An 18,918-nucleotide genomic window follows, 5' to 3' on the forward strand; every position below is an offset into this window, starting at 1 on the left:
CCGAGCCCGTCAGAGCGACGCCGACGAACCCGACCGACACACGCAGGCTCGTTGGGTCGGCCGTCGTGGGCCGTCAGGAGACCAGGGTCCACGTACGTGTGACGCCGGAGCCGACGCCCATGATCTGGGCCGATCCGGTCCTCACGACGACCGTGTCGTCCCGCAGCACCTCCACCGACAGGCTGGCGTCGGTGTCGTCCCGCAGCGCGGCGCGCAGCTCGGGCGCGTCGACGTAGCGTCCGTCGGCCCAGAAGCCGGCGCTGCCGTAGGGACTGGTGACGGCGAGGATCCCGCCGTTCGCGGCGGCGACGTCACTGGTGTTGTCGGGCAGGCCCGGTCGCTGCTCCCACCTGCTTCCGGCCAGCCGCCACACCTGCTTTGCCGCCGCCACGACGAATCCGTTGTCCCGGACGCCCACCAGCCAGGCGTCGGCGCCGTCCGGGGAGACCAGGAGCCGTCCGGCCCCCGCCACGGCCGGCAGCTTCCGCCAGCTCGCCGCCCCGTCGGTGCTGAGCAGGACCGTGAGCCGGTCCCCGTCGCGTACGGTCAGCCAGAGCCGCCCGTCGCCGCCCTCGATGAGGCTGTGTTCGGTCTCCTCGGTGAGGGCCACCGGGGGTTGCGGGCGGACGGGTCCGAAGCCGACCCGGGTCAGCTCCCGTCGGGGACACGGTTTGCCTTCCAGGCCGTTTCTGCCCGGGCAGCGGACGAGGAACCCGCTGCGGGTGGCGGTGCCCGTCTGCGTGGCCGGCGGCGGGGCGCTGAACGAGTGGCGGGACCAGGCAGCGCCGCCGTCCGTGGTGACGAGGTAACCGTCGCGGACCAGCACCGTGAGCGTCTGGTCGTCGACCGGCAACAGCTGCGCCAACCCCTTCGCGTCGGCGAGCGTGGACGTCGGCTGCCAGGTCGCCCCGCCGTCGGTGGTCCGCCCGACGGCCCGCCGGCAGCCGGTCGCGTCCAGGTCGCCTGAGTGGCAGGTGTCGAAGAGCGCCCAGCCGTGCCGGGCGTCGACGAATCGCAGGCCGGTCAGCTTGCCGGGCGCGCCGGGCAGGGCGACTTTCCGTTCCGGGAGCTGCCCGGTGGATGTCGGCGACACGGAGGGGACGGGCGTCGGGGCCGGCGGGTCGGGGTCCGCGCCCCGGCCGGCGGCGACGAATGCTCCGGCCGGTCCGGCCAGGAGGAGGGCGGCCATGCCCGCCAGCAACCGGCGGCGTCGCCGGCGGTCGCGTATCCGGCGTTCCGCCGTCGGTACGCCCGGCGGGCGAAAACTGGTCATCACGTCGGCCTCGAACTCGGCGAACATCTCGTCCAGGTCGTTCTCACGCACCGTGGGCCTCCTGCCGTTCGGTGAAGTAGGTGGCCAACGCCGCCCGCCCCCGGGACAGCCACGAGCGGACGGTGCCCTCGGGGGCGTCCATCTGGTCGGCGATCTCCGCGATGCTCAGGTGCGCCAGGTGGTGCAGCACGACGGCCCGGCGCTGGCTCGTGGGCAGACAGGCCAGGGCACGGCTCAGCGCCACCCGGTCGGGTTCCGGGCCGGGGACGTGTTCCTCCCGCTGCCGAGCCAGGTGCCGGACGACTGTGCGGACCCGGCGCAGCCGGCTGGTGGCCAGGTTCCAGGCGACCCGGCGGACCCACGCGGAAGGGTCGTCGTACGCGCTGATCCGGTTCCAGCGCTCCAGCACCCGGCAGAACGCCTCCTGGGTCAGGTCCTGCGCCTCGGCGTGGTCTCCCAGATACGCGTAGAGCTGCACCGCCAGGCGGTGGAAGTGCGCCTGGTAGAAGTCGGTGAAGTCCACTGGTGACGCGGCGGCCCGGGGCGGCCCGGTTCGGTGCCGTACGGTCATGGCGATCCTCGTTGGTTGGCGGGTCTCGCCACTGTCACGCGCGACGCGTCGGATTCGCTGCACCGATTTCCGATGGCCGGCCGCCGGCCCGGGATGCGGCGTACCTTGGGGATCATGTCTGTGCCGAGCGATCCCGATCCCCGACTCCAGTCGTACGCGGACCCGCAGCGGTTGGTCACCACCGAATGGTTGGCCGAGCACCTGGGCGACGAGGGCCTCGTCGTCGTCGAGTGCGACGAGGACGTGCTGCTCTACGACACCGGCCACATTCCGGGTGCCGTGAAGGTGGACTGGCACACCGAGCTGAACGACCAGGTGACCCGGGACTACCTGGACGCCGAGCGCTTCGCCGAGCTGTGCGCCGCCAAGGGCATCGGCCGGGACGACACGGTCGTCTTCTACGGCGACAACTTCAACTGGTGGGCCGCGTACGCCCTGTGGGTGTTCAGCCTCTTCGGCCACCCGGACGTGCGGCTGCTCGACGGCGGCCGGCAGAAGTGGGTCGCCGAGGGCCGCGAGACGACCCGGGACAAGCCGGCCCGGCCCCGCGCCGACTACCCGGTGCCGCAGCGCAACGACGCGCCCGTGCGGGCGTACCGCGAGCAGGTGATGGCGCACGTGGCGGCGGGCCGTCCGCTTGTCGACGTCCGGTCGCCGGGCGAGTACACCGGCGAGATGCTGCACATGCCGGACTATCCGCAGGAGGGCGCGCTGCGTGGCGGGCACATCCCGGGCGCGGTCAGCAAGCCGTGGAAGTCCGCCGCCAACGACGACGGCACGTTCAGGTCGGCCGACGAGCTGCGCGCCATCTACGCCGACCAGCTCGGCCTGAGCCCGGACGACGACATCGTGGCGTACTGCCGGATCGGCGAGCGGTCGAGCCACACCTGGTTCGTGCTGCGGCACCTGCTGGGCTATCCGCAGGTGCGCAACTACGACGGCTCGTGGACCGAGTGGGGCAACCTGGTGCGGGCCCCCGTCGTGAAGGGCGACCAGCCCGGCGGCCTGGCGGGCTGACGCGCCGGCCGGTCCCCGCGCGCCCGCCACGGTCGCACGGGGACCGGCCCTGCCGTGGTACGGGACAGGTCAGCCGGCGGAGAGCGACACCGCCCCGAACAGGTTCCGCGTCACGCCGGTGATCTCGCGGGTCTCCGGCCGCCAGCGCAGCAGCCCGCCCGGGTTGTGGCGCAGCAGCACCGCGCCGTCGGAGTCCCAGCCGAGCACCTCGCAGCAGCCCTTCCAGCGGTCCCGGCCCAGGTCGAGCAGGTGCGTCACGATGCCGGTGTCGGCGTTCAGCAGCGCGACGCCCTCCAGCCCGCCCATCGTGCCGGTGGTGATCCAGCCGGCGCGAGCCACCCGGTCTCCGCGCTGCCAGCCCCGCCCGTAGAACTCGTCGACCCGGTTGCCCGGAGGCAGCGCGCGGAAGTCGACCCGGCGGATGCTCCGGTATGTCTCGTCGGCGGTCCACCGGACCTCCGTCAGGTTCGGTGGCGTGCCACCCAGTTCGAGCGGGAGGTTCGGTGGGGCCGCCGGGTCGGGCGTGACCGCGTCCCAGGGAGACAGGGGCAGCTTCCGGGTGGCGCCCGTGGCCCGGTCCAGCTCGTACGTGGTGTCGTCGTCGCCGACGAGCAGCCGGTCGCCGGACCAGAGGACGTGCTCCAGGTAGCCCTTGAGCGGGTGGCGGCGTACGACGGCGGTGGTCAGGTCGACCACGATCACCTCGTCGGTCTGCGCGAAGGCGGCCGTCCGCCCGTCCGGGGAGAGGCTCCCGCTCTTCAGCGGCACCGCCTCGTTGCCCCCGGCGTCGCGGGTCGGGGCGGGGGTCACCACGTCGAGGTCGCGTACGACGCCGTCGTCGCCGAGCACCCGGATCCGGCCGGCGACACCGGTCCCGGGGTCGATCGGCTGGTGCAGCGCCAGCGCCCGGCGTACGGGCCGGTCGGAGAGCGTCGCGCCGACCGGGTCGCCGAGGCGGCCCAGCGGGTGCCCGGGATAGGCCAGGTCGGCCGGGGGCGTCTGCACGGGTACGGGGTGCGGGGTCGGGTTCTTCTCCGGTGTCGCGGTGGTGGCCGGTGTTGGCGGCGCGGCGGGGCGCAGGGCCAGTGCCGTACCGCCGGTGAGCAGGGCGACCGCGAGCACGGTGGCGCCGGCGGCGCGGCGGGCACGCCGCACCCGGCGGGCCCGTTCCCAGCCGGTCGCGGCGGGGTGCGCCGGCCGGACGTCCTCGGCGGCGACGGTGAGCAGCCGGTGCAGATCGTCTTCCCTCACGGGTTCACCTCCATTCCGGTGACCAGGCCGCCGCCGGGCCGTCCCTCGTCGCGTCCCAGCTCGGGCGCGATCTCCCGGAGCCGGCGCAGCGCCATGTGGCACTGGCTCTTGACGGTGCCGACGGTGACGCCGAGCGCCTCGGCGGTGGCGGCCTCGGTGAGATCCTCGAAGTAGCGCAGCACCAGCACTGCCCGCTGCCGGGGCGGCAGGTGGCCGAGCGCGTCGCGCAGCGCGAGCCGCAGCGCCCCGTCGCCCTCGGTCGTGGCCCGCTCCGGCGGGTACTCGCTCAGCCACTCCCGGCGGCGTCGGCGCCACCAGGAGACGGCGTCGCGGTAGAGGATGGTCCGCACGTACGCGGCCGGGTCGCCGTGCCGCACCGAGGGCCAGCGCAGGGCGAGCTTGAGCAGGGCGTCCTGGAGCAGGTCCTCGGCCTGGTGCCGGTTGCCGCAGACCAGGTAGGCCGCGCGCAGCAGCCGGTGCTGGTGGCTCTCGACGAAGGTGACGTAGCCGTCCCGCCCGTCGTCGGTCTTCGGCGGTCCCATCCGCCCTCCCTCCGGCCGGCCGTCGCGCGTCACAAGACAGACGCACCGGGGCCGGAAAAGGTTGGGCGCGGCGGCGAGATCAGGCGTCGGGCGCACCACACAGGTAGCGCTGGACGGTCGGCGCGACCCAGGCGACCAGCTCGGCCGGGTCGGCGTCGACCACCGGGGGCAGCCGGAGCACGTACCGGGTCAGCGCCAGGCCGAGCATCTGGCTGGCGACAAGCCCCGCCCGCCGGGGGGCCTGCGCCGGTTCCGGCACGACCCGGGCCACCGCCGTGGTGAGCTGGTCGGCGAAGATGCCCCGCATCCGCTCGGCGGCGGCGTGGTTGGTGGCGGCCGTACGCAGCAGCGCGGCCATCGTCCCGTCGGTCTCCCACCGGTCGACGAAGTGCCGGACCAGCAGCTCGCCGAGCCGTTCGGGTGGCGCGTCGGCCAGCTCGGGCAGCCGCAGGTCGAACTCGGCCGCCGCCGCGAAGAGCCCCTCCTTGCTGCCGTAGTAACGCATCACCATCGACGGGTCGATCCGCGCGTCCGCCGCGATGGCCCGGATGGTCGCCCGGTCGTAGCCGTCGGCGGCGAAGCGTTCGCGGGCGGCGCGGAGGATCGCCGCCCGGGTGGCGTCGGAGCGGCGGGTACGGATCGGCGCGGCGTCGGTCATGCCCACGACCGTATGCCAACACCTGTTGACACTCCACCGTCGGCCGCCCTAACGTTGCCAACAAGCGTTTGCCAACATCCGTTGGCATTGACGGATGGAGGTCGGCGATGCTGCCCACGAGCACGGACGTCCTGGTGGTGGGTGCCGGCCCGACCGGGCTGACCGCCGCGCTGACCCTCGCCCGGCGCGGGGTCGACGTGACAGTGGTCGACCGGCTGGACCGGCCGGCGCGGACCTCCCGGGCGGCGGTGGTGCACGCGTACACCCTGGAGACGCTGGACCGGATCGGCGCCGGCGCCCCGCTGGTGGCGCGCGGGCTGCGGTCGCCGGGGTTCACGGTCCGCGACCGCGACCGGGCGCTGCTCACCGTGCCGTTCGACACGCTGCCCTCCCGGCACGCCTACGCGCTGATGGTGTCCCAGTCGGTCACGGAGGAGGTGCTCGCCGGGCAGCTCGCCGCGCTCGGCGTCCCGGTGCTGCGCCCGTACGAGATGACCGGGCTGGCCCCCGACGCGGCCGGCGTCCTCGCCACCTTCGCGGGCGGCGCGACGGTCCGGGCCCGCTACCTGGTCGGCGCCGACGGGATGCACAGCACGGTGCGGGAGCGGGCCGGGATCGGCTTCTCCGGCCCGGCCGGCGGCGAGGAGTCGTTCGCCCTCGCCGACGTCCGGCTGGAGAGCGCGCTGCCCCGCGACCGGGTGTCCCTCTTCCTGGCCCGCTCCGGTCCGCTGGTCTGGGCGCCGCTGCCCGACGGGGTGGTCCGGCTGGTCGCGGCCGTGGCGGAGGCTCCGGCCGTGCCCGACCGGGCTTACCTCCAGGCGCTGCTCGACGAGCGCGGCCCGGCCCGCCGCCCCGACCGGGTGACGGAGGTGCTCTGGGGCTCCCGGTTCCGGATCCACCACCGGATCGCCGACACCTTCCGCAGCGGGCCGGTGCTGCTCGCCGGCGACGCCGGGCACGTGCACAGCCCCGCCGGCGGCCAAGGGATGAACCTCGGCATCGTGGACGCGGTCGACCTCGGCGACACACTCGCCGACGTGCTGGACGGCGCGCCCGACGCGCTGCTCGACGCGTACGCGGCCCGGCGCCGCCCGATGGCCGCGGAGGTGGTGGCCCTCGCCGACCGGCTGACCCGGCTCGCCACCCTGCCACCGGCCGCCCGGCCGGCCCGGAACCTGCTGTTCCGCCTGCTCGGCGCCGTGCCGCCGGCCCGGCACCGGGTCGCGATGCGCCTCTCCGGCCTGCACCACCGCGACGGGACGCGCGGCTGACCTGCCCGGCGGATCGCGCGGCCGGGCCGCCCGGTCGATCAGGCGCGACGGGGCGCGCGGCTAGGCTGCCCCGGTGGGTCAGGTGTGGCGGGACTGGGGTGGCGTGCTGCTCGCCGTGGCCGCCGGGCTGCCCCTGTTGGCCCTTCTCACCGCCCTGCTGGCGCGCCACCGCCGCGACGCCGCGACGGTCGGGGAGTCGTGGCGGCGCAGCGTCGCCGAGGTGGGCGCGGTGGCCGGCACCCTGCCGTGGGTGTGGATGATCCTCACCCCCCGGCCCGCGCCCCGGCAGGTCGACCCGGTGCCGCTGCGCGACCTGGCCGACCTGCTGACCGGGCCGCCGGTGACCGCCGTGGTCCAGGTCGTCGGCAACCTGCTGGTCTTCGCCGCGCTGGGCTTCTTCGCCCCGGTACGCCTGGCCGCACTGGCCGGCGTCGGCCGGCTGTTCCTGCTCGGGGCGGCCGGTTCCGTGCTGGTCGAGTCCCTCCAGTACGCGCTCGACCTCGGCCGGGTCTCCTCGGCCGACGACGTGCTGCTCAACGCGACGGGCGCCGCTCTGGCCGGGCTGCTGTCGCGACGCTGGTGGGCGCGGCGGCCGGTGCCGGCGCGGCCGGTCGCAGCGTCCGCCACGCCGCGAGGGTGACCAGCACGAAGACCCCGGCCACCGCCGCCGCCACCGGTCCCACCCCGTACGCCGCGCCGGCCATGCCCGCGAGGGCCGCCCCGACCGGCGCGGTGAGCAGGCCGACCATCCGCTGGGCGGCACCCACCCGGCCGAGCAGGGCGGGCGGCACGTGGCGCTGCCCGTACGAGGCCCAGAGGCCGTTCCACACCGTGGTGCCGGCTGCGAACACGGCCAGCGCCAGCCCGCCGGGCACCGGGTGCCGGGCCAGCGCGAGCCCGGTCAGCGCGACGGCCTGGCCGGCGAGCACGACGCGCAGCGCGGGCACCGTGCCGAGCCGGGCGGCCAACCGGCCCGCCCCGAGCCCACCGGCGAGCCCGCCGAGGACCGCCCCCGCGGCGAACAGCCCGTACCCGGCCGGCGGCACCCGCAGCACGTCGAGCGCGTAGAGCACCAGCACCGCCATCAGCCCGCTGATCGCCAGGTTGCTCCCGGCGGTAGCGACGGTCAGCCGCCACAGCGTCGCGTCCCCGCGTACCCACCGCACCCCCTCGACGGCCTCCTGCCACACCGACCGGCGCCCGGGGTGGGCGCGGGGGCTGGGCGGGACGGGACGGAGGGCGAGGGTCAGCAGGGCGGCGCAGAGGAAGGTGAGGGCGTCCACGGCGAACGGCAGCGGGGCGGCCAGGGCGAAGAGCACGCCGGCGGCCGGGGCGCCGAGGAAGCCGCCCGCCACCGCCGAGCCGGCCTGGAGGCGGCCGTTGGCCCGGGGCAGCGCGGCCGGCGGCACCACGGACGGGAGCATCGCGAACGAGGCGGCGTCGAAGAGGGTGCCGAGCGCGGCGAGCAGGAAGGCCACGGCCACCAGCGCGGCGACGCCCGCCCGGTCGAGGGCGATTGCGAGGGCGAGTGCGCCGATCACGGCCGCGCGCAGGCCGTCCACCACCGCCATCGTCCGGCGGCGGTCCCAGCGGTCCGCGTACACGCCGCCGAGCAGGCCGAACAGCAGCGGCGGGAGCTGCCCGGCCACGGTCACCGCCGCGATCACCCGGGGATCGCGGGTCAGCGTCGCGGCCAGCAGCGCCAGTGCCGGCGTACGCAGGGCGACGCCGAGACGCGAGGACACGGCGGCGGACCAGAGCAGCCGGTAGTCGCGGCCGAGCGGGGGTGCGGTCATGCCGGCGACCCTCCGGGCTCGACCGGGTCGAGGGTCAAGGGGCCCGGACCTGGCGTCCCGGGCGGCGGACGTGAGCCAACCGACGGGTAGCGGAGGCTCCACGCCGGGCCGGTCGAGGTCTACGCTTGCCCGGTGACGGTCGAGCAGCAGGCACGGGGCAGGGCGAACGGTGCCGCGGGGTCGGCCCGGCGCCGGTCCCGCAAGGACGAGATCCTGGAGATCGCGGTCGGCCTCTTCGCGTCCCGGGGCTACCACGGCGTCTCGATGGACGACATCGGCGCGGCCGCCGGGGTCACCGGCCCGGCGCTCTACCACCACTTCGCGGGCAAGGAGGCCATGCTGGTCGCCGCGCTGATCCCGGTCAGCGAGGAACTGCTTGCCGGCGGCCAGCAGCGGTCCGCCGGCCACCCCGACGATCCGCGCGGCGCGCTGGAGTCGCTGATCGACTTCCACGTCGACTTCGCGCTGGCCAACCCGGCGGTGATCGCCCTGCACCTGCACGAGCTGGACCGCCTCCCCGACGAGCCGCGCCGCCGGATCCGCCGGCTTCAGCGGCTCTACGTCGAACAGTGGGTGACGGTGCTGACCGCGCTGCACCCGGGTATGCCCGACGGCGAGGCGCGGGTGCTGGCCCACGCCGCGTTCGGCCTGATGAACTCGACGCCGTTCCTGGGTGGCGAGGTGGACCGGCGCCGCCGGGCCGAGCTGCTCCGCGCCGCCACCCTGGCCGCACTGCTGGCCCACCCCGGTTCCTGAACCGGGCGGGGGCAACTCGTCAGTAACCTTCCGGCCGTGGTTCCCTAGCACCCGTCCCCACCCCTGGACGCTGGAGGGAAACATGATCGAGTCGCTGCTGGTCGCCAACCGGGGCGAGATCGCCCGCCGGATCATCCGGACCGCCAGGCGGCTCGGCATCCGCGCGATCGCGGTGCACTCGGAGGCCGACGCCGACCTGCCGTTCGTGACGGAGGCCGACGAGGCGGTGTGCGTGGGTCCGGCCAACCCGGCCCAGAGCTACCGCAACGTCGAGGCAATCCTCGCCGCCGCCAAGTCGACAGGCGCGCAGGCCATCCACCCCGGCTACGGCTTCCTGTCGGAGAACGCCGACTTCGCCCGTACCGTCGAGGCGAGCGGGCTGATCTGGATCGGGCCCGGCGCGGACGCGATCACCGCGATGGGCGACAAGATCAACGCCCGGAACCTGATGGCGGCGGCCGGCGTGCCGGTCGCGCCCGGCACCACCGACCCGGCGGCTGACCTCGACGCGGCGGTCGTCGCGGCGGCGGAGATCGGCTACCCGGTGATGGTCAAGGCCGCGGCCGGTGGCGGCGGCATGGGCATGGGCGTGGCGACCGACGAGGCCGCGCTGCGCACCGAGTACGACAAGGTGCGCTCCTTCGCCGAGCGGATGTTCGGCGACGGCTCGGTGCTGATCGAGCGGTACTTCCCCCGGGTGCGCCACGTCGAGGTGCAGATCCTCGGCCTGGCCGACGGCCGGGTGGTGGCCCTCGGCGAGCGGGAGTGCTCGGTGCAGCGGCGCAACCAGAAGCTGGTCGAGGAGTCGCCGTCGCCGGCGGTCTCCCCGGAGCTGCGCGAGCGCATCCTGGCCGCCGCCGTGCGCGCCGGCGAGGCGGTGGGCTACCGCAACGCGGGCACGGTCGAGTGCCTGCTCGACCCCGCCACGCAGGAGTTCTTCTTCCTGGAGATGAACACGCGGCTCCAGGTCGAGCACCCGGTCACCGAGCTGGTCTACGGCGTCGACCTGGTCGAGGAGCAGCTGCGGGTGGCCGCCGGCCTGGCGCCGACCTTCGACCCGGACGCGCTCGCCCCGCGCGGGCACGCCATCGAGCTGCGGATCAACGCCGAGGACCCGAAGCGCTTCCTGCCCGGCCCCGGCGTGATCAGGACCTGGGTGGAGCCGACCGGCGAGGGCGTCCGGGTGGACTCGGGCTACGTCGAGGGCAACACCGTCACCCCGTTCTACGACAGCCTGATGGCCAAGCTCATCGTCAACGGCGCCACCCGCGCCGAGGCGATCGAGCGCGCGAGGACGGCGGTCGCCGCTTTCGACCTGTCCGGCCCGAAGAACAACCTCCCCTTCTTCGCCGAACTCCTGGAGAACGAGGAGTTCCTCTCCGGCGACTACGACACCGCCATCGTCACCCGAATGCGCTGACCCCTGCGGGTCCGCCACGTCGATCATGAGGTTGGCCGTGCGGTTCGCCGCTGTCGTCGCGGTCAACCTCATGATCGACGTCGCTGGGTGCGGAACGGGCCAGATGGGTGGGAGGCTGGGAGAACCCAGCACAAGCTCTGCGTCACAGTGAGGTGACCCCTTATGGCGGAAATGCCGAACTCCGTGTCGATCCGGGAGGTCGGGCCGCGCGACGGGCTCCAGAACGAGGAGCCGATCCCGACCGAGGCCAAGGTGCGGCTGCTCGACGCCCTCTCCGGCACCGGCGTGCAGCGGATCGAGGCCGTCTCGTTCGTGCACCCGAAGGCGATCCCGCAGATGGCCGACGCCGACGAGGTGTGGCAGCGGGCCGCGAAGGCCGACGGCGTGCGCTACTCGGCGCTGGTGCCGAACACCCGGGGCGCGCAGCGGGCCCTGGCCGCCGGCTTCACCGAGATCGAGGTGGTGGTCTCGGCCAGCGACACGCACAACCGGCGCAACGTCAACCGCTCCACCGACGAGTCGCTCGACGACATCGCCGAGCTGATCGACCTGCTGCACGGCGCCGGCGCGCAGGCCGAGGTGATCGTGGCGACCAGCTTCGGCTGCCCGTACGAGGGGGACACCGACCCGGCCCGGGTGGCGGCCATCGTGGACCGGGTGGTCCGCGACGGCGCCGACCGGGTGGCCTTCGGCGACACCACCGGCATGGGTACGCCCCGACGCGTCCGCGAGCTGCTGACGGCGGTACGCGACCGCAACGCGCACGTGCCGGTGCTGCTGCACTTCCACAACACCCGGGGCACCGCGCTGGCCAACATGCTCACCGCGCTGGAGCTGGGCGTGACCGAGTTCGACGCCAGCGTCGGCGGCCTCGGCGGCTGCCCGTACGCGCCGGGGGCCAGCGGCAACCTCGCCACCGAGGAGGCGGTGCACATGCTGCACGACATGGGCATCGAGACCGGCATCGACCTGGACGCCCTGGTCGAGGTGGCCGAGCTGGCCGAGGAGCTGGTCGGCAAGCGGCTCCCGTCGGGGGTGCTCCGCGCGGGCCCGCGTACCCGGCTGACGCCGCTGCCGGGCTGACCACACGCGGGAGGGGCCGGCACGACGCCGGCCCCTCCGTCGTGCCCGGTCGGTCAGCCCACCGTGGCGAGCGTGGCCGGCCAGCTGTCCTGGAAGATCTGCGACCCGGCGCGGTTGGTGCTGAGGGTGCCGGCGAAGAGGCTGCTCACCCGGTTCGCCTCGGTGGTGCTCGGGTACGGGTTGGTGCAGCTGGTGCCGGCGCTGCCGCCGGACATCAGGAGCGCGCAGTTGCCGTTGTAGTTGTCGGGCAGGCCGAGGATGTGCCCGATCTCGTGGGTCATGATCCGCAGCGGGCTGTACTGCTGGGCCTGCTGGGTGTCGATGTAGACCCGCCCGTTGCCGAGGCTGGTCCGGACGGCGTACGAGCCGCCGCCGGTGATCTGGTAGATCCGCAGGTTGGAGCCGCAGTTCGCCGTGAGCGTCAGGTTCGACGTGGCGTTGTTCCAGATCGAGGCGGCCTGGTTGGCGGTGCCGGCGAAGCTCCCCGCCTGGCTGGTGTTGTAGCAGATGGTCATGGCGGCGCTGGCGGGTGACGGGCTGGCGACCGTGACGCCGAGGGTGGCCAGTGCCGTCGCGACGAACGCGACCGCGAGCCGGTTGAGCCGTGAGGTCATCGCTGACTCCAATCCGGGAGGAGGGGTGTCAGGAGCGTAGCCCCATAAATTCATGATTTTCAATGCCTGTCGACCGGGTGGGGCCGGGTGGCGTCTCCCCCGTCGGCCGTGGCTCGCCGGGGGGCGGGGGGATGCGCTAGCCTAACGATCGTTCAGGTCAGTCGGTCCGCCCGTGAGGTGACCGGCTCAGGTGGCGAGGGAGTCGGCGTGACGCTCGACGGTGAGGCACTGGAGCAGCTGCGCAAGCGGGCCCGGGCCGGCGGTGCGGACAAGTACCACGCGGCGAACGCCGCCAAGGGCAAGCTCTTCGCCCGGGAGCGGGTCGCGCTCCTGGTCGACGAGGGCTCCTTCGTCGAGGACGGCCTCTATGCCAACGCGATGGCCGAGGGCCTCCCCGCCGACGGCGTGGTGACCGGCACCGCCACCATCGACGGCCGCCCGGTCTGCCTGATGGCGAACGACTCCACGGTCAAGGCCGGCAGCTGGGGCGCCCGTACCGTCGAAAAGATCATCCGGATCATCGAGCGGGCCTACTCGACCAGCGTGCCGATGGTCTACCTGGTCGACTCGGCCGGCGCCCGGATCACCGACCAGGTCGACCTCTTCCCCGGCCGACGTGGCGCCGGCAAGATCTTCTGGAACCAGGTCCGCGCCTCCGGCTCCATCCCGCAGGTCTGCGCGCTGTTCGGACCGAGCGCGGCCGGCGGGGCTTACATCCCGGCGTTCTGCGACGTGGTCGCCATGGTCGACGGCAACGCCAGCATGTACCTCGGCTCCGACCGGATGGTCGAGATGGTCACCGGCGAGAAGACCACGCTGGAGGCCATGGGCGGCGCCAAGGTGCACTGCGCCGAGTCCGGCGTCGGGCACTTCCTCTGCAAGACCGAGGCCGACGCGCTCGACGTGGTGCGGCGCTACCTGTCCTACCTGCCGGGGAACTGGACGCAGCAGCCGCCGGCCGCGCCCGCCGTCACGGCGCCGGAGAAGGCCGACCTGGCCGCGCTGGTGCCGGCGAGCGAGCGGCAGGCGTTCGACATGCGGCGGTACGTCAAGGGCCTGCTCGACGACGGCTCCTTCTTCGAGATCCAGGCGCTCTGGGCCAAGGAGCTGACCATCGGTTTCGGCCGGCTGAACGGCGAGGTCGTCGGCGTGGTCGGCAACAACTCGATGTTCAAGGGCGGCGTGCTCTTCGTCGACTCGGCCGACAAGGCGACCCGCTTCGTGCAGCTCTGCGACGCGTTCAACGTGCCGCTGCTCTTCCTCTCGGACGTGCCCGGGTTCATGGTCGGCAGCGCGGTGGAGAAGCAGGGCATCATCCGGCACGGCGCCAAGATGATCACCGCGATCTCGGAGGCGACCGTACCCAAGATCTGCGTGGTGGTCCGCAAGGCGTACGGCGCCGGCCTCTACGCGATGGCCGGTCCCGGCTTCGAGCCGGACGCCACGATCGCGCTGCCCACCGCCAAGATCGCCGTGATGGGCGCGGAGGCGGCGGTCAACGCGGTCTACGCCAACAAGATCGCCGCGATCGGGGACGAAACCGAGCGGGCCGCGTTCGTCGCCGCGAAGCGCGAGGAGTACGAGCGCGACATCGACGTGGTCCGGCTCGCCAGCGAGCTGGTCGTCGACGCGATCGTCGAGCCGCACGAGCTGCGCGCCGAGCTGGTCCGCCGGTTCGCCGCCGCCCGCACCAAGGAGCGGCACTTCTCCCGGCGCCGGCACGGCGTCACCCCGGTCTGATCCCGCCGCCGGCCCCACCCGGCCGGCGCGGGCCCGCACCGCACCTGCGACCCGTCCGTTCCCGGCGTCACGAGCGCCCGGCGGCCCATCCACACAGGAGGATTCCATGGACTTCCGGCTCACCGAGGAGCAAGAGGCGCTGCGGGAGAGCGTGCGGGAATTCGCGCGCGAGGTGGTCGCCCCGGTCATCGCGGAGCACTACGAGAAGCACACCTTCCCGTACGAGGTGATCCGGCAGATGGGCAAGATGGGCCTGTTCGGCCTGCCCTTCGCCGAGGAGCACGGCGGCATGGGCGGCGACTACTTCGCGCTCTGCCTCGCACTGGAGGAGCTGGCCCGCGTCGACTCCAGCGTCGCCATCACCCTGGAGGCGGCGGTCTCGCTGGGCGCGATGCCGATTTACCGCTTCGGCACCGACGAGCAGAAGGCGACGTGGCTGCCGAAGCTGCTCAGCGGCGAGGCGCTGGCCGGCTTCGGGCTGACCGAGCCGGGCACCGGATCGGACGCCGGCGGCACCCAGACCCGCGCGGTGCTCGACGAGTCGACGGACGAGTGGGTGATCAACGGCTCCAAGGCGTTCATCACCAACTCGGGCACCGACATCACGGCGCTGGTCACCGTCACCGCGGTCACCGGCACCCGTCCTGACGGCGCCAAGGAGCTGTCCACCATCATCGTCCCCTCGGGTACGCCGGGCTTCACCGTCGCGCCGGGCTACTCGAAGGTCGGCTGGAACGCCTCGGACACGCACGAGTTGACCTTCGACGACTGCCGGGTTCCGGCGGCGAACCTGCTCGGCGAGCGCGGCCGGGGCTTCGCCCAGTTCCTGCGCATCCTCGACGAGGGGCGGATCGCCATCGCCGCCCTGGCCGTCGGCCTCGCCCAGGGCTGCGTCGACGAGTCGATCCGGTACGCGAAGGAACGCCAGGCGTTCGGCCAGCCGATCGGCAACTACCAGGCGATCCAGTTCAAGATCGCCGACATGGAGATGAAGGCGCACACCGCCCGGCTGGCCTACTACGACGCCGCCGCGCGGATGCTCGCCGGCGAGCCGTTCAAGCGGCAGGCCGCCATCGCCAAGCTGCACGCCAGCACCATCGCCGTGGACAACGCCCGCGAGGCAACCCAGATCCACGGCGGCTACGGCTTCATGAATGAGTACCCGGTGGCCCGCTTCTGGCGCGACTCCAAGATCCTGGAGATCGGCGAGGGCACGTCCGAGGTGCAGCGCATGATCATCGCGCGCGATCTGGGCATGTGACGGCGACGGGTCCGGTGGCGTCGAGGCAGCCGCCTCCGCGCCACCGGGCCCGCCCGGTGTGACCGGCCCGTTCCCTGCTGCCGAGCCGTTTCGTGCCACCGGGTCCGGTCCGCGTCGCCGTGGGTCCGTTCCGCTGTCGGATATCCGCGCCGGGGCGTCGGCAGGGCGACGCTCGGCTGCTGTCGGTCGTACCCCGTCCGTACCCTTCCTGCCCATGACGCCGGTTCATGATCGTTCGCCGCATCCGGGCGGTCGTACCGGGCTGCCGGAGCTGTTGCGCGGGCACCGGCTCGCCGCCGGCCTGACCCAGGCCGAGCTGGCGGGCCGGGCCGGCGTGGGCATCCGGACCGTCCGCGACCTGGAACGGGGCCGCTCGTCCCGGCCGCAGCGCACCACTGTCGAGCTGCTCGCCGGCGCGCTGGAGCTGGCCGGAGCCGTCCGGTCGACGTTCCTGGCCGCCGCCCGGGGGCCGGTCCCGGCCGCCGCGCCGGCCACCCCCCGCGGCGCCCCGCCGGCCCGCGTCGACCTCGACCACCACGCCGGTACGCCGGCCGCGCTCCCGCCCCCGGTCGCGCTTGTCGGCCGGGACCGTGACCTGACCGAACTGGTCGGGTTGTTCACCGACGGCCGCGGGCCCCGGCTGGCCAGCCTGGTCGGGCTGGCCGGCGTGGGCAAGACCGCCCTGGCCCTCTCGGTGGTCCACGCGGTCGCCGACGACCATCCCGGCGGGGCGGCCGGAGTGCTGATCGGCGAGGGCTCGGACGCGGCCGACGTGCTCTCCGCCTCGGTCGCCGTCTTCGGCGTCGCCCGGCTGCCCGAGCTGACCGCCCGCCTCGCCGGCCGGCCGGCGCTGCTGCTCGTGGACGCGGCCGAGCGGGCCCCCGACGCGGTCGCCGAGACGGTGCACCGGCTCGCCGGGGCGGTGCCGTCGCTGCGGGTGCTGGTCACCGGCCGGCACCCGGTCGGCCTGCCCGGGGAGCGGGTGTGGCCGGTCGCCCCGCTCGACGTGCCGCCGCCGGGTAGCGAGCGGGAGGGCCCGGCGGCGCTTGCCGACTATCCCGCCGTGGCTCTCTTCACCGCCCGGCTCGCCCAGGTCCGCCGGGAGCCGCCCGGCCCCGCCGAGCTGCCCGCCCTCGCCGCCCTGGTACGCCGCCTGGGCGGGCTCCCGCTCGCCATCGAGCTGATGGCGGCCCGGGGCCGGATCCTCGACCTCAACGAGCTGCTCGACCGGTACGGCGACCGCGTCCTCGACCTGACCACCTCGTCGGGGGCGGCCGGGCGGCCGGGCTGGGACAGCACGGAGCGGGGCCGTCCGGAGCGCCCACGGGCGGCGGTGGCGGAGACCCTGCGCGACGCGGTGGCCGTCAGCTACCGCCTCCTCGCCCCCGACGAGCGTGCCGCGTTGCGCCGGCTCGCCGCCTTCGGCAACCGCTGGTCGGTCGAGCTGGCCGAGGAGATGCTCGCCGACCCCGCCGACCGGGACGGGACGGTGGTCGTGGACCCGGTGCCGCTGCTCGACCGGCTCGTCGAACTCGGTCTGCTCAGCGTGCGGGGCGCCGGGCCGTTCCGGTTCCGCCTGCTCGACGCCGTACGGGACTTCGCCGCGGAGCAGGCGACCGGCGCGGGCGAGCTGACCGCTATCCGGCGGCGGCACGCGCAGGTCGTCGCCCGGCTGGTGGCGCGGACCGCACCGGAGCTGGTCGGGGCCAACCTGCCGGCGGCGGTGCACCGCCTGGACGAGGTGTCCGGCGACATCAGCTCCGCGCTGGCGCACGCCGCCGTCGACGACCCGTTGACCGCGCTGCGGTTGGCGGCGGCGCTGTCGCGGTGGTGGCGCTTCCGGGGGCGCGACGTTCCCGGCAGGCAGTGGCTCCGGCGCCTGCTGGCGGATCCGCGTACCGCCGATGTCGATCCGGTGCTGCGGGCGTGGGCGTTCCTCGGGGTGGCCCGACTCGCCGCCGAGCACGGCGCCGGGTCCGAGGAGTTGCCGGCCGCGCGGCGTGCGTTGGCCGCGTTCCTGGACGCGGGCGACGTCACCGGGGAGTTGGAGGCGCGCTCGGTGCTCTGCGCGCTGCTGATCGCCCTCGGCGAGCACGACGAGGCGCGTACGCAGGCCGAGGCGGTGCTCGCGCTGGCCATCCGGCACGGGCGGGCCCGCGACATGACGGTGGCGCAGAACAACCTCGCCTGGCACGACATCCGGGTCGGTGACCTGGCGGCCGCCCGGCGCCGGCTGGCCACGGTCGACCGGCTCGCCGCGCAGGGCGGGGAGCAGCGGCTGCGGGTGCTCGCGCGGGCCAACCTCGCCGAGGTGTCCCGCCTGGAGGGCCGCTACGCCGACGCCGTCGACCAGGGCCGGCGGGTGGTGGCGGCGCTGGCGGACCTCGGCGATCCGGGCCACCGTCGCCGGGTGCTCGGCACGGTGGGACTGGCGCTGGCCCGCGACGGCCGGTCCGCCGAGGCGACCGAGGTGCTGGCCGAGCTGCGCCCACCCCCGGTGCCCCGCGCCGAGGAGGTCTGGTCGCCCGGGGCGCGCCCGGAGGACGGGATCTGCGCGCTGATCGAGGGGAACCTGGCCCTGTGCCGGGGCGACCGTGAGCTGGCGGCGGAGTGGTTCGCCGCCGCGGCGGAAGCGGGCGTCGACGGCCAGGACCGGCGTGACGTGGTGGAGGCGCTGGTGGGGCTGGCGGCCAGCTCGGGCGAACCCGGCGTGCTGGACCGTCTCGACCGGGCCTGCCGGCAGAGCGGCGTCCGGCTGCTGCCGCACGAGGAGGAGCAACTGCGCCCGTGGAGGGCGGGCCGGAGCGGGTCGCCCGTCGGCGATGGCGTCGGACGTCACCTGGAGGGCGTTGCGCAGAGCGAGTGGAGAGCGTTGCGCAGAGCGACCGGGGGTGACGCGGGCGACGAAGCCCCTCTTGCTACCCCTCGCTCGTCGCCCGCGCCATCACCCCCCGGTGCGTCCCCACTGCCCGAAGACTAGCCACCGCCCGCACGCGGTCCCGTCCGGTTTGAACGTCTATCGTCCCGTGGGCGCGGCAGTTCTGCCGCTCTTTCTGCCGGTGCCGAGCGGGCCCCGGGAACGGGTCAGGAGGACGTGGCCGTCTCGTCGCAGTCGGCGGCGGACCCGGTGCTTCCGGCGGTGGCGCCGGGGTGCACCGCGTCCCGGACCCGGCGCAGCCCGTCGAGCAGGGCGTCCAGGGCCGCCGGGTCGAGCTGGCCGGTGAACCACTGCTCGATGATCCGTAGGTGCCCGGGCAGGGTCTCGTCGAGGCGTTGCAGGCCGGTGGCGGTGACCACGGCGAACGAGCTGCGCCGGTCGGAGGGGCAGGCGCGGCGGGTGAGCAGCCCGTCGCGTTCCATCCGGTCCACCACGCGGGTGACGCCGCTCGTCGAGAGCGAGGTCTGGGCGGCGAGGTCGGTCATCCGCAACTGGTTGCCGGGTGAGCGGGCGAGTCTGGTCAGCACCTCGAACTCGACCGGTGAGAGGCCGTGCTCCTCGAACTGGGCGGCGAACCGGGCCGAGAGCCCGGCGTGCGCCTCGACGAGCAGGCCGACGGCGGTGATCCGGGGGTCGTCGAACACGTTCTGGTCCACGCGCCCATCGTAGCAGTACTTGACACGAGGAATATTGCTGTGCCTATAGTTGCTGCGACAGTCGTTGGGCT

Annotated in this window: 16 protein-coding genes and 1 pseudogene; 9 read left to right on the forward strand and 8 right to left on the reverse strand. The window is 74.4% G+C overall.

Annotated elements, in window-relative coordinates; all coding sequences use genetic code 11:
• Positions 1–73: 73 nt before the first annotated feature.
• A complete protein-coding gene (locus AC0OO9_RS14825; protein WP_484517676.1) occupies positions 74–1,324 on the reverse strand; it encodes a hypothetical protein in 1,251 nt (416 codons plus the stop codon).
• Positions 1,317–1,844: a SigE family RNA polymerase sigma factor gene (locus AC0OO9_RS14830; RefSeq protein WP_484517677.1), complete on the reverse strand. Its 528-nt coding sequence runs from the start codon at positions 1,842–1,844 to the stop codon at positions 1,317–1,319. Before AC0OO9_RS14830 ends, AC0OO9_RS14825 begins: the two co-directional genes overlap by 8 nt.
• Before the next feature lie 114 nt (positions 1,845–1,958).
• On the opposite strand from AC0OO9_RS14830, the gene AC0OO9_RS14835 reads away from it, so the two are divergent.
• Positions 1,959–2,861, forward strand: coding sequence for a sulfurtransferase (locus tag AC0OO9_RS14835; protein ID WP_484517678.1), 903 nt, complete (start codon positions 1,959–1,961; stop codon positions 2,859–2,861).
• A gap of 69 nt (positions 2,862–2,930) precedes the next feature.
• Here the strand turns inward: AC0OO9_RS14835 and AC0OO9_RS14840 are convergent, their stop codons facing one another.
• From AC0OO9_RS14840 to AC0OO9_RS14850, 3 genes are all read right to left on the reverse strand, one after another.
• Complete coding sequence (locus tag AC0OO9_RS14840; RefSeq protein WP_484517679.1) at positions 2,931–4,112, reverse strand: hypothetical protein; 1,182 nt, start codon at positions 4,110–4,112, stop codon at positions 2,931–2,933.
• Complete coding sequence (locus tag AC0OO9_RS14845) at positions 4,109–4,654, reverse strand: SigE family RNA polymerase sigma factor (protein WP_484517680.1); 546 nt, start codon at positions 4,652–4,654, stop codon at positions 4,109–4,111. The genes AC0OO9_RS14840 and AC0OO9_RS14845 overlap by 4 nt, the downstream gene beginning before the upstream one ends.
• A 79-nt stretch (positions 4,655–4,733) precedes the next feature.
• Entirely contained in the window at positions 4,734–5,312 is a 579-nt protein-coding gene (locus AC0OO9_RS14850; protein WP_484517681.1) for a TetR/AcrR family transcriptional regulator, read from the reverse strand.
• Between the two features lie 68 nt (positions 5,313–5,380).
• Here AC0OO9_RS14850 and AC0OO9_RS14855 point away from each other — a divergent pair, with 68 nt between their 5' ends.
• Complete coding sequence (locus tag AC0OO9_RS14855) at positions 5,381–6,583, forward strand: FAD-dependent oxidoreductase (protein WP_484517682.1); 1,203 nt, start codon at positions 5,381–5,383, stop codon at positions 6,581–6,583.
• Between the two features lie 73 nt (positions 6,584–6,656).
• Complete coding sequence (locus AC0OO9_RS14860) at positions 6,657–7,223, forward strand: VanZ family protein (RefSeq protein ID WP_484517683.1); 567 nt, start codon at positions 6,657–6,659, stop codon at positions 7,221–7,223.
• Here the strand turns inward: AC0OO9_RS14860 and AC0OO9_RS14865 are convergent.
• Positions 7,117–8,379: an MFS transporter gene (locus AC0OO9_RS14865; RefSeq protein WP_484517684.1), complete on the reverse strand. Its 1,263-nt coding sequence runs from the start codon at positions 8,377–8,379 to the stop codon at positions 7,117–7,119. The genes AC0OO9_RS14860 and AC0OO9_RS14865 overlap by 107 nt on opposite strands.
• Before the next feature lie 132 nt (positions 8,380–8,511).
• On the opposite strand from AC0OO9_RS14865, the gene AC0OO9_RS14870 reads away from it, so the two are divergent.
• The 3 genes from AC0OO9_RS14870 (at position 8,512) to AC0OO9_RS14880 (ending at position 11,638) form a co-directional block, all read left to right on the forward strand.
• The gene (locus tag AC0OO9_RS14870; RefSeq protein ID WP_421456567.1) at positions 8,512–9,135 is read left to right on the forward strand and encodes a TetR/AcrR family transcriptional regulator; all 624 of its coding nucleotides are present in this window, start codon (positions 8,512–8,514) and stop codon (positions 9,133–9,135) included.
• Between the two features lie 82 nt (positions 9,136–9,217).
• The gene (locus AC0OO9_RS14875; protein WP_484517685.1) at positions 9,218–10,555 is read left to right on the forward strand and encodes an acetyl-CoA carboxylase biotin carboxylase subunit; all 1,338 of its coding nucleotides are present in this window, start codon (positions 9,218–9,220) and stop codon (positions 10,553–10,555) included.
• 162 nt (positions 10,556–10,717) lie between these two features.
• Positions 10,718–11,638, forward strand: coding sequence for a hydroxymethylglutaryl-CoA lyase (locus AC0OO9_RS14880; protein WP_484517686.1), 921 nt, complete (start codon positions 10,718–10,720; stop codon positions 11,636–11,638).
• A gap of 53 nt (positions 11,639–11,691) precedes the next feature.
• On the opposite strand, the gene AC0OO9_RS14885 is transcribed toward AC0OO9_RS14880, so the two are convergent.
• Positions 11,692–12,252, reverse strand: coding sequence for a snapalysin family zinc-dependent metalloprotease (locus AC0OO9_RS14885; protein WP_484517687.1), 561 nt, complete (start codon positions 12,250–12,252; stop codon positions 11,692–11,694).
• Between the two features lie 207 nt (positions 12,253–12,459).
• On the opposite strand from AC0OO9_RS14885, the gene AC0OO9_RS14890 reads away from it, so the two are divergent.
• From AC0OO9_RS14890 to AC0OO9_RS14900, 3 genes and pseudogenes are all read left to right on the forward strand, one after another.
• A complete protein-coding gene (locus tag AC0OO9_RS14890) occupies positions 12,460–13,992 on the forward strand; it encodes an acyl-CoA carboxylase subunit beta (protein WP_484517688.1) in 1,533 nt (510 codons plus the stop codon).
• A gap of 106 nt (positions 13,993–14,098) precedes the next feature.
• The gene (locus tag AC0OO9_RS14895) at positions 14,099–15,253 is read left to right on the forward strand and encodes an acyl-CoA dehydrogenase family protein (RefSeq protein ID WP_121397345.1); all 1,155 of its coding nucleotides are present in this window, start codon (positions 14,099–14,101) and stop codon (positions 15,251–15,253) included.
• 214 nt (positions 15,254–15,467) lie between these two features.
• A pseudogene (locus tag AC0OO9_RS14900) lies at positions 15,468–18,035 on the forward strand (ATP-binding protein); the annotation flags it as partial.
• A 302-nt stretch (positions 18,036–18,337) separates the two neighbouring features.
• Here AC0OO9_RS14900 and AC0OO9_RS14905 read toward each other — a convergent pair.
• A complete protein-coding gene (locus tag AC0OO9_RS14905; RefSeq protein WP_484517689.1) occupies positions 18,338–18,847 on the reverse strand; it encodes a MarR family winged helix-turn-helix transcriptional regulator in 510 nt (169 codons plus the stop codon).
• Between the last annotated feature and the right edge of the window lie 71 nt (positions 18,848–18,918).

Source organism: Micromonospora sp. USAFONa4, assembly GCF_057197825.1.